This window comes from Herminiimonas fonticola, assembly GCF_040395855.1.
GTDB classification, from domain to species: Bacteria; Pseudomonadota; Gammaproteobacteria; order Burkholderiales; family Burkholderiaceae_D; genus Oxalicibacterium; species Oxalicibacterium fonticola_A.
In genome coordinates, this window is sequence record NZ_JBEBPO010000086.1 from 1 (window position 1) to 10,525 (window position 10,525).

At 54.3% G+C, this 10,525-nt stretch carries 11 protein-coding genes; 9 read left to right on the forward strand and 2 right to left on the reverse strand.

Annotation, left to right across the window (positions count from 1 at the left end; translation table 11 throughout):
* Both ABWP27_RS10425 and map read right to left on the reverse strand, forming a co-directional pair.
* Positions 1 to 629 (reverse strand): [protein-PII] uridylyltransferase family protein (locus ABWP27_RS10425; RefSeq protein WP_353156338.1); only part of this gene is annotated, 629 nt, incomplete at its 3' end.
* A gap of 7 nt (positions 630 to 636) precedes the next feature.
* Positions 637 to 1,470 carry a type I methionyl aminopeptidase gene (map, locus tag ABWP27_RS10430; RefSeq protein ID WP_353156341.1) on the reverse strand — a complete coding sequence of 278 codons (834 nt, stop codon included), beginning with the start codon at positions 1,468 to 1,470 and terminating at the stop codon, positions 637 to 639.
* 261 nt (positions 1,471 to 1,731) lie between these two features.
* On the opposite strand from map, the gene rpsB reads away from it, so the two are divergent.
* The 9 genes from rpsB to bamA all read left to right on the forward strand — a co-directional run.
* Positions 1,732 to 2,478 carry a 30S ribosomal protein S2 gene (gene rpsB / locus ABWP27_RS10435; RefSeq protein ID WP_353156344.1) on the forward strand — a complete coding sequence of 249 codons (747 nt, stop codon included), beginning with the start codon at positions 1,732 to 1,734 and terminating at the stop codon, positions 2,476 to 2,478.
* Positions 2,479 to 2,618: 140 nt separating this feature from the next.
* Positions 2,619 to 3,500, forward strand: a complete 882-nt coding sequence (gene tsf / locus ABWP27_RS10440) for a translation elongation factor Ts (protein WP_353156347.1) — start codon at positions 2,619 to 2,621, stop codon at positions 3,498 to 3,500.
* Between the two features lie 185 nt (positions 3,501 to 3,685).
* Complete coding sequence (pyrH, locus tag ABWP27_RS10445; protein WP_353156349.1) at positions 3,686 to 4,402, forward strand: UMP kinase; 717 nt, start codon at positions 3,686 to 3,688, stop codon at positions 4,400 to 4,402.
* 85 nt (positions 4,403 to 4,487) lie between these two features.
* Positions 4,488 to 5,048: a ribosome recycling factor gene (gene frr, locus ABWP27_RS10450; RefSeq protein WP_353156352.1), complete on the forward strand. Its 561-nt coding sequence runs from the start codon at positions 4,488 to 4,490 to the stop codon at positions 5,046 to 5,048.
* A gap of 34 nt (positions 5,049 to 5,082) precedes the next feature.
* Positions 5,083 to 5,847: a polyprenyl diphosphate synthase gene (uppS, locus tag ABWP27_RS10455; protein ID WP_353156355.1), complete on the forward strand. Its 765-nt coding sequence runs from the start codon at positions 5,083 to 5,085 to the stop codon at positions 5,845 to 5,847.
* Positions 5,841 to 6,659, forward strand: coding sequence for a phosphatidate cytidylyltransferase (locus ABWP27_RS10460; protein ID WP_353156357.1), 819 nt, complete (start codon positions 5,841 to 5,843; stop codon positions 6,657 to 6,659). Before uppS ends, ABWP27_RS10460 begins: the two co-directional genes overlap by 7 nt.
* 19 nt (positions 6,660 to 6,678) lie before the next feature.
* Entirely contained in the window at positions 6,679 to 7,857 is a 1,179-nt protein-coding gene (ispC, locus tag ABWP27_RS10465) for a 1-deoxy-D-xylulose-5-phosphate reductoisomerase (protein ID WP_353156359.1), read from the forward strand.
* A gap of 2 nt (positions 7,858 to 7,859) precedes the next feature.
* Entirely contained in the window at positions 7,860 to 9,227 is a 1,368-nt protein-coding gene (rseP, locus tag ABWP27_RS10470) for an RIP metalloprotease RseP (RefSeq protein WP_353156362.1), read from the forward strand.
* A 57-nt stretch (positions 9,228 to 9,284) separates the two neighbouring features.
* The coding region (bamA, locus tag ABWP27_RS10475) for an outer membrane protein assembly factor BamA (protein WP_353156365.1) at positions 9,285 to 10,525 on the forward strand (1,241 nt) is incomplete at its 3' end.

Below are 10,525 nucleotides of genomic sequence, written 5' to 3' on the forward strand. Positions count from 1 at the left end.
CCGAGGCCTGCAGCCTTTGCCACCCACAGGATGACTTGCAGATCGCGCAGGCCGCCCGGGCTTTCCTTGCAGTTAGGCTCCAGGCTGTATGGCGTATCTTCGTATTTGGCATGGCGCTGACGCAGTTCCAGCGTCTTGGCCTGAAAGAATGCCTGCGGGTCCATCGCGGCGTCGCAACGTTCCTTGAGCAATTGAAACTGCGCGCTATCGCCCATGATCAATCTGGCTTCCAGCAGGCTGGTTTGCACGGTGATGTCGGCTGCCGCTTCGGACAGGCATTCGTCGATAGTGCGTATGCTGTGACCGATTTCCAGTCCCAGATCCCAGAACAGCTGGATCAGTTCTTCCAGCTTGGCCTGCAGTGCCGCATCAGGGTGCTCGTGCAGCAGAATCAGCACATCCACATCGGAGTAGGGAAACAATTCGCCGCGTCCGTAACCACCGACTGCGATCAGTGCGGCGGTCGGCGGCAGTTCAAAGCTGGTCCACGCCTGCGACAACGCGGCATCGACCTTGTTTTTCAATTGCGTCAGCAGCTGCTCGGCCTTGCCGTCTGCAAGAAAGCGGTCTATGACTGTTTGCCGTTCGGCTTTGAGTTGTTCTTTCAGTGCATGGGCAAGAGGCGGCATGGATGGATCAGGCGTTGGCAGCTTGGACGGTAGCCGGTGGCACGATGAAGGCTGGCGGCGGCGGTGTGCCGGCTGATTGGGTCAGGATTTCGTAACCGGTTTCGGTTACGAGTATCGTATGTTCCCATTGTGCGGACAGGCTGCGATCCTTGGTTTTGATGGTCCAGCCATCGCCCATTTCACGTACTTCGCGGCGGCCCGCATTAATCATCGGTTCGACCGTAAAGATCATGCCGGCCGCGAGTTTTTCCAGTGTGCCGGGACGGCCGTAGTGCAGCACTTGCGGCTCTTCATGGAACACCTTGCCGATGCCGTGACCGCAGAATTCGCGCACCACGCTATAACCGGCGTTTTCCGCATGTTGCTGGATGACGTGGCCGATGTCGCCCAGATGCGCGCCCGGCTTGATTTTCGAGATGCCCAGCCACATGCACTCGTAAGTGATTTCGCTCAGGCGCTTGGTCAGGATGGATGGCTCGCCGATCAGGAACATGCGGCTGGTGTCACCGTGGTAACCATTCTTGATCACGGTAATGTCCAGATTGACCGAGTCGCCGTTTTTCAACACCTTGTCGCCCGGAATGCCGTGGCAGATCACATCGTTGACAGAAGTGCAAATTGCTTTGGGGTAAGGCGTGTAACCGGGCGGGCAGTAATTCAGCGGCGCCGGTATCGTGTCTTGTACATTGATCATGTATTCATGGCACAGGCGATCGAGTTCACCGGTGGTGACGCCGGCTTTGACAAAAGGCGTGATGTAATCGAGTACTTCGGAAGCCAGTTTGCCGGCAATGCGCATGCCGGCAATATCTTCTGCTGTTTTAATTGAAATATTGCTCATGGGAAGCTGGAAGTGGCTGAAAAGACAGCGTGAAAAAAGTGGTAGATGCAGAATTATAGACGAGCGCACACTTATTCGCCGGGCAAAGTGGCGCGGGACTTGAAACGATCAGGTATTTTGAGGTAGAATCTCGGGCTTGCCTGGATTGAACTTCAAGCAAAATTTTTGTAAATCGCGAATCCGCTCGAAAAGGGTGCCCGAATCAGATGCAAAACGATTCCGGTGACTGAGCAGATTCCAGACCCCAACCCTGGAGATATTATGTCAGTAACTATGCGTGAAATGCTGGAAGCCGGTGTCCATTTCGGTCACCAAACCCGCTTCTGGAACCCAAAGATGGCCCCTTACATTTTCGGCCATCGCAACAGAATTCATATCGTCAATCTGGAAAAAACCCTGGGCATGTACCAGGAGGCGATGAAGTACATCAAGCAATTGTCTTCCAATCGCGGCACCGTGCTGTTCGTCGGCACCAAGCGTCAAGCGCGTGAAACCATCGCCGCTGAAGCAGCGCGCGCCGGCATGCCTTACGTTGATCAACGCTGGTTGGGCGGCATGCTGACCAACTTCAAAACGATCAAGACATCGATCAAGCGTTTGAAAGAACTGGAAGCGCTGATCGAAGACGGTTCCGTGCAAAAACTCAGCAAAAAAGAAGCGCTGATGTTTGAACGCGAAAAAATCAAGCTGGAAAAATCCATTGGCGGCATCAAGGACATGGGTGGCATTCCTGACGCAATTTTCGTGGTTGACGTCGGTTACCACAAAGGTGCGATCACTGAAGCCGCTAAACTGGGCATCCCGGTTATCGGTGTGGTCGATACCAACCACTCGCCAGAAGGCGTGACTTACATCATCCCGGGCAACGACGATTCGTCCAAAGCGATCATGTTGTACGCACGTGGCGTGGCTGATGCGATCCTCGAAGGCCGTGCTAGCGCGACTAACGATCTGGTTGAAGCCATCAAGGGCGGCGACGACTTCGTTGAGGTCAGCGACCAGGCTTAATACCCTGGCTCTGATGGATTGAGCGTCAGAATGAAAGGGGCAACAGCGGTTAGCCCCTTTTTTTCGAGCGTATTTTGAACGTAATAGGATAAGAGGCGTCAGAACGACGTCCGCTTGTCAGGAATTGTTAGGAGATTGTAATGGCCGTTATTACTGCAGCAATGGTTGGTGAACTGCGCGCGCTTACCGATGCGCCGATGATGGAATGCAAAAAAGCATTGACGGAAGCCGATGGCGATCCAGTCAAGGCAGAAGAAATCCTGCGCGTCAAACTGGGTAGCAAGGCATCGAAAGCCGCTTCCCGCGTGACCGCTGAAGGCGTGGTTGCATCCTGCGTTATCGGTAATGTAGGTGCACTGGTGGAAGTCAACTGCGAAACCGATTTCGTCACCAAGAACGATGAATTCCTGGCACTGGCAAATGCATGTGCAAAACTGATCGCGGAACACAATCCGGCTGATCTGGCTGCGCTGGCTGCCTTGCCGCTGGATGGCAAAACACTGGAAGAAAAACGCGCTGAATTGATCGGCCGCATTGGCGAAAACATGTCGATTCGCCGTTTCGTGCGTTTTGAAACCGCCGGCAAAGTGGCTTCCTACCTGCACGGCACCCGTATCGGCGTGATGGTTGATTTCGAAGCGGCTGACGAACAAGTTGGTAAAGACGTCGCGATGCACATCGCTGCGATGAAACCAGTTGCCTTGTCTTCGGACGACGTACCTGCCGACCTGATCGCCAAGGAGCGTTCGGTTGCTGAGTTGAAAGCGGCTGAATCGGGCAAGCCAGCCGAGATCGTTACCAAAATGGTCGAAGGTTCGGTACAGAAATACCTGAAAGAAGTTTCGTTGCTGAACCAGACATTTGTTAAAAACGACAAGCAAACCGTCGAACAAATGTTGAAAGACACCAAGTCCACTGTGAAAGCATTCACGATGTATGTGGTTGGTGAAGGCATCGAGAAAAAGCAGGACGACTTTGCCGCAGAAGTGGCAGCACAAGTCGCAGCAGCAAAACAGGCGTAAGCAAAAAAATCGGGCCGAAAGGCCCGTTTTTTTAACGTCATCAAGTATGCTTCGATGTGCCGCCGGATTTCATTTGGCTATCGTTATCAAGCAGGTAGCACGCGTTGAAACAACGAATTGAAGTCAGACAAGATTGAAGTAATTGCAGCGCCTCAAAAAACCGGACAAAACAAGGAATCCAGCCCATGACAACCCCTGCCTACAAACGTGTTCTGCTCAAACTCTCGGGTGAAGCGTTAATGGGAGACGATCCGTACGGTATCAATCGCGCGACGATCGAACGCATGGTGGCCGACGTATCGGAAGTCTCCAAGCTGGGAGTGGAACTGGCGATCGTGATCGGCGGTGGTAATATTTTCCGTGGCGTTGCGCCCGGTGCTGAAGGCATGGACCGGGCCACGGCCGATTACATGGGCATGCTGGCCACAGTGATGAATTCGCTGGCGCTGGCCGATGCGATGCGTCAGGTGGGCATCACCGCTCGCGTCATGTCGGCGATTGCGATTGAACAAGTGGTTGAGCCTTATGTGCGTCCCAAGGCTTTGCAATATCTGGAAGAAGGCAAGATTGTGGTGTTCGCTGCCGGTACCGGCAACCCATTCTTTACCACCGATACTGCAGCGGCCTTGCGCGGCGCGGAAATCGGCGCGGAAATCGTGTTGAAGGCGACCAAGGTGGATGGCGTGTACAGTGCGGATCCAAACAAGGATCCGGACGCAACGCGTTATTCGACCATCACTTTCGATGAAGCGATTTCCAAGCATTTGCAGGTGATGGACGCCACTGCATTCGCACTGTGCCGCGATCAGAAACTGCCGATCAAGGTATTTTCCATCGTCAAGCCGGGCGCGCTCAAGCGCGTCGTCATGGGCGAAGACGAAGGCACGCTGGTGCACGTATAAATCAAGTAAATTTTGCTGAATTTTGTGGAGTTGAATTCAGCGAATTCAATTTTCGTTTAACTCGCAGTAGAAGAGGAGAACAGTAATGACTGTTGCAGATGCAAAAAAGATTGCCGATCAAAAGATGCAAAAGTCGATCGAGACTTTGAAGGCAGATCTGGCAAAAGTTCGTACGGGCCGCGCTCATACCGGCATTCTTGACCATGTGATGGTCGAGTATTACGGCAATCCAACCAACCTGACCCAGGTTGCCAACGTGACGCTGATCGATGCGCGCACGATCGGTGTACAACCGTTTGAAAAGAAGATGGTCGCGGTGGTGGAAAAAGCCATACGCGAAGCTGATCTCGGTTTGAATCCTGCCACGCAGGGCGAATTGATCCGTGTGCCGACGCCGCCTTTGACTGAAGAACGCCGCAAGGAAATGGTCAAACTGGTCAAGAGCGAAGCCGAAGATGCAAAAATCGCAATCCGCAATATCCGTCGCGACGCCAATGAAACACTGAAAAAGCTTTTGAAGGAAAAAGCCTGCTCGGAAGATGACGAGCGTCGTGCGCAGGATGAAGTGCAAAAATTAACCGACAGGTTCGTGCTGGAAGTCGACAAGCTGGTCGTCGAAAAAGAAAAAGAAGTGCTGACGGTTTGAGTCTGCTCTCCCTATCTTTATTTCGGCCGCATTCATGACAATGTCGAGTTCGACCCAAATCGTGCCGGAGGTATCGCTGGTGCCGCGTCATATCGCCATCATCATGGACGGCAATGGGCGTTGGGCAACCAAGCGTTTCATGCCGCGCGTGGCCGGTCACATCAAGGGTGTGGAAGCGGTGCGCGGGATCGTTGAGGCGTGCGCGAAGCAGGGCGTGGAATACGTGACTTTCTTTGCATTCAGCTCGGAAAACTGGCGCCGCCCGGACGAGGAGGTATCGCTGTTGATGCGTCTGTTTGTCACGGCGCTGGAACGCGAAGTCTCGAAAATGCACGCAAATGGCATACGTCTGAAAATCGTCGGCGATCTGAGTCGCTTCGATGACAAGCTGCAGAAAATGATTGCCAGCGCCGAACGCAAAACTGCAGCAAACGACAAATTGACGGTCACTATTTGCGCCAATTACGGCGGGCGTTGGGACATCATGCAGGCGGTCAACAAAATGGCGGCAGCCTATCCGGATGCAGGCGATTTCAGCGAAGAGCAGCTGGCGCCATTCCTGTCTCTGGCGTATGCGCCGGAACCGGATCTGTTCATACGCACCGGTGGCGAAGAACGCATTTCCAATTTTCTGCTGTGGCAACTCGCCTATACAGAACTGTATTTCACTGATACCTACTGGCCGGACTTCGACGCAGCTGCGCTGGAACTGGCGATCTCTTCCTATCAGCAGCGCGAGCGGCGCTTTGGTCGTACCAGCGCCCAGGTGACGGAGCAAATGCCGGTGGCCAAATGCTGAAAACGCGCATCATCACTGCAGTGATTCTGCTGGCAGTGCTGCTATTGGCGATTTTTTCCGGTTCCTTTATCGTATTTTCCATCCTGACGGCAATTTTCTTTGCTGCCGCGGCATGGGAATGCCTGCGTCTGTCCGGCAATAAATTTCCCGTCGTGGGAGCGGTGCTGTGGACAGTCGCGTTTGCCTATCTGGTGGTGACCGCCAGTTTCAAGCAAAGCGTGCTGCTATACGGAATTTGCGTCGCCATCTGGGCCTTGCGTCTGGTGCCCTCGCTGGCCTTTGGCCTGCCGCCTCTGAACGGCGTGCGCAATCGCCTGCTGACCGGGATTTACGGCATTGCGGTGCTGGGTGCGTTTATTGCCATCCTGAGCTTGTACAATCGTTCGGCACTGTATATGTTTTCGGTGATGTCTATCGTCTGGATTGCGGATATCGGGGCCTACTTCAGCGGCAAGGCTTTCGGCAAGCGCAAACTGGCGCCATCGATTTCTCCCGGTAAATCGTGGGAGGGTGCAATCGGCGGTGGCATACTGGTGCTGCTTGCCAGCGCGGCCACACTGGCCGTGCCGGCATTGAATGACACGTTTGCGGTACAGCTTTATCGCACATGGGGCTGGCCGGGTTTTCTGCTGATATTGATATTGATGGTTGCCGCCAGCATCGTTGGCGACCTGTTTGAATCGCAACTCAAGCGCCGTGCCGGCATGAAAGACAGCAGCAGCCTGTTGCCCGGCCATGGCGGCGTACTCGACCGGCTGGATGCCTTGATCCCGACGCTGCCGCTGGCGGTGCTGGTTGCTTACTGGATGTAAGGCTCACATGCAGCAAAAAATGCAGCATATAACCATTCTGGGCTCAACCGGGTCCATAGGCGTATCGACACTGGATGTCGTTGCGCGTCACCCCGATCGTTACCGCGTGCATGCCTTGACGGCGCAAAACAAGGTGGAGGAACTGGCGGCACAATGTGCGCAGTTTCTTCCGAATGTAGCGGTCGTCGGCAGCGCTGAAGCAGCGCAAAAACTGCAGGTGCTTCTGCGCGGACTGGGCTTGCAAACGCAGGTCGAATACGGTCCTGCAGCCTTGTGCGCAGTAGCCAGTGCGCCCGAATGCGATTGCGTGATGGCGGCTATCGTCGGCGGCGCCGGCCTGGCGCCTACGCTGGCGGCAGCGCGTGCCGGCAAAAAAGTATTGTTGGCCAACAAGGAAGCGCTGGTCATGTCCGGTCCCTTGCTGATGGAAGCGGTCGCTGCCAGCGGAGCGATCCTGATGCCTATCGACAGCGAACACAATGCGATCTTCCAGTGCATGCCGGCGACGTATCATGATCAACCGCAACGCACGCCGGCGCAGCACGGGATAGAAAAAATTCTGCTGACAGCTTCTGGCGGCCCTTTCCTCAATCGGGCTCTGGATACGCTGGATCAGGTGACATGTGCCGAAGCGATTGCGCATCCGAAGTGGGTAATGGGTCGCAAGATTTCGGTGGACTCGGCTACGATGATGAACAAGGGTCTGGAAGTGATAGAGGCGCACTGGCTGTTCGGTGTGCCGGCCGACCGTATCGAAGTGGTGATCCACCCGCAAAGCGTCGTGCATTCGATGGTGTCGTATGTCGATGGCTCGGTGCTGGCGCAACTTGGCAATCCGGACATGCGCACGCCGATTGCACATGCGATGGCGTATCCCGAACGCATCGCTTCCGGCGTTGCGCCGATCGATCTGATCAAGATCGCGCAACTTACTTTCGAGCATCCCGATCTGCTCCGATTTCCATGCCTGAAACTGGCGTATGATGCCTTACAGGCAGGCGGTTCTGCGCCGGCCATCATGAATGCCGCGAATGAAATTGCGGTGCAGGCTTTCCTTGACGGACGCATCGGTTTTCGCGCCATCGATCAATTGATTGCACGTGTGATGGCGGCCTTGCCATCCGGCCCCGTGACCGACATCGATACCGTTTTTGAACAGGATAGACGCGCGCGCGACACAGCCGCTTCCTTTATATAAAAATGCATTTTCTCCAAACCCTACTTGCTTTTGCCGTTGTCCTCGGCGTGCTGATTATCGTGCACGAACTCGGGCATTATCTGGTCGCGCGCTGGTGCGGCGTCAAAGTCCTGCGCTTTTCTGTCGGCATGGGGAAAGTCATTTATTCGCGTCGCTTCGGCAAGGATCAGACTGAATGGGCGGTGTCGATTCTTCCACTGGGCGGTTACGTCAAGATGCTGGATGCGCGCGAAGGTAATCTGAGCGACGTGTCTGCAGAAGACATGCAGCGCGAATTTACGCGTCAATCGGTGTGGCGCCGGATTGCGATCGTGGCTGCCGGTCCGCTGGCCAATTTCCTGCTGGCGATTCTGTTGTTTGCCGGTTTGTACAGCTACGGTATTCCCGAACCTGCACCGAAATTGCGGGCGCCGGCGGAACAATCGGTGGCGCATCAAGCCGGTTTGCGCGGCGGTGAACTGGTGACGGCTGTCAACGGCGAACCGATACAGATCTGGAACGATTTGCGCTGGCAGATGGTGCAGGCGGTGATCAATAAAAAAGCTGTCACGCTGGATGTGGAACGTGCAGCTGCCGATCCGCATGCCGGTAAAATAATGCGCACCGTGACGATCCCGGTCGACAGCATTTCTGCCGAAGAGCTGGAAGGGGATTTCCTCGTCAAACTCGGTATCGATCTGGCGCGTCCGCGAGCGATCCTGGGTCAGGTCGTGCCGGACGGTCCGGCGATGCTGGCCGGCTTGCAATCCGGCGATTTGATTGTTGCCGTGAATGGTGTCGCGATTCCCGACGGCGTGGCCTTTGTCGATACGGTGCGCGCCGCACCAGGCAAGATGCTGAAGATTGATCTTTTGCGCGATGGCAAACCGCTAGTCGTGAATGTGACGCCGGAAGTGGCGGACAAGGATGGCCAGGTTTTCGGTCGTATCAAGGTTGAAGTGCCGATGATGCCGGATATGGTACTGGCCAGCCACGGGCCACTCGCTGCCTTGGGCAAAGGGGTGCAAAAAACCTGGGATACCAGTGCGATGACGCTGAAGATGGTCGGCAAGATGATCGTCGGCGAGGTTTCCTGGAAAAATGTGACAGGCCCGATTACCATCGCCGACTATGCGGGGCAGACTGCCCGTATCGGCCTGATCAGTTATCTCAGCTTTATCGCCTTTGTCAGCATCAGTCTGGGAGTGATGAATCTGTTGCCCATCCCAGTGCTGGATGGCGGTCATTTGCTGTATTATGCTGTGGAAGTTTTGACAGGTCGTCCGGTTTCTGAACGCTTTGGTGCAATTGCCCAGCGTGCAGGAATAGGAATATTAATGACCTTGATGCTGGTGGCAGTCTTCAATGACATCAACCGCCTGATTTCCTGACGAGGCAAGCCTTTCCCTGAATCCGAGTCTGACTAGTATCTTAATTTACGATAGCCAATGAAATTACATTCAGAGCGTTTCCCTTTGCCGATATTTCGTCGTCACCTTATCGCTGTTGCAGCGTTTGCATTGTGCTCCGGCTATGCGCAGGCGGCTGACCCTTTCACCGTAAAAGACATTCGTGTTGAAGGCATACAGCGTACCGAAGCCGGTACGGTGTTCAGCTATCTGCCGGTGCGGGTAGGGGAAACGTTTACGGATGAAAAAGGCGCGACCGCGATCAAGGCCTTGTATGCGACAGGTTTCTTCAAGGATGTGCGTATCGAAGTCGAGGGCGACGTACTGGTGGTGTTCGTTGAAGAGCGCCCGGCAATTGCCAGCGTTGAATTTTCCGGCACCAAGGAATTCGACAAGGAACAGCTGACCAAGGCCCTGAAGGAAATCGGCGTCGGCCAGTCGCGTATTTTCGACAAGGCACTGGTAGATCGCGCGGAACAGGAATTGAAACGCCAGTATCTGTCGCGCGGTTTGTACGGCGTACTGATCACGACGACAGTCACGCCGGTGGAACGCAATCGCGTATCGATCAATTTTGCAGTTGATGAAGGCGATGTTTCACGCATCAAGAATATCAATATCATCGGCAGCAAGGCGTTCAGTGAAAAAGACTTGATCAAGATGCTGAGTCTGCGCACACCGGGCTGGTTTACCTGGTACTCAAAGGCTGATCAATATTCAAAACAGAAACTTGCCGGCGATATTGAAACGCTGAAATCCTATTACCAGAATCGCGGCTATATCGAGATGCAGATCGAATCGACCCAGGTCTCGATTTCGCCCGACAAGAAGGATATTTACATCACCATCAATATCAATGAGGGTGAAAAATATACGGTATCGAGCATCAAGCTGGAAGGTGAAATGTTCGGTCGCGAAGCGGAATTGAATTCATTGCTGCAACTGAAAAAAGGCGATGTCTATTCAGGCGAAAAGCTGACTGCGAGCACCAAGAGCATTTCAGAACGCATGGGTAATTTCGGCTATGCATTTGCCAACGTGAATGCAAGTCCGCAAATCGATCGCGACAAGAAGGAAGTAGCGTTCACGGTCTTGATCGATCCGGGCAAGCGCGTCTATGTGCGCAACATCAATATTTCGGGCAATACCAAAACGCGCGATGAAGTCATTCGTCGCGAGTTGCGCCAGTTCGAAAATTCCTGGTACGACGGTGAAAAAATCAAATTATCGCGCGATCGCGTCGATCGTCTCGACTACTTTACCGACGTCACGCTTGAAAC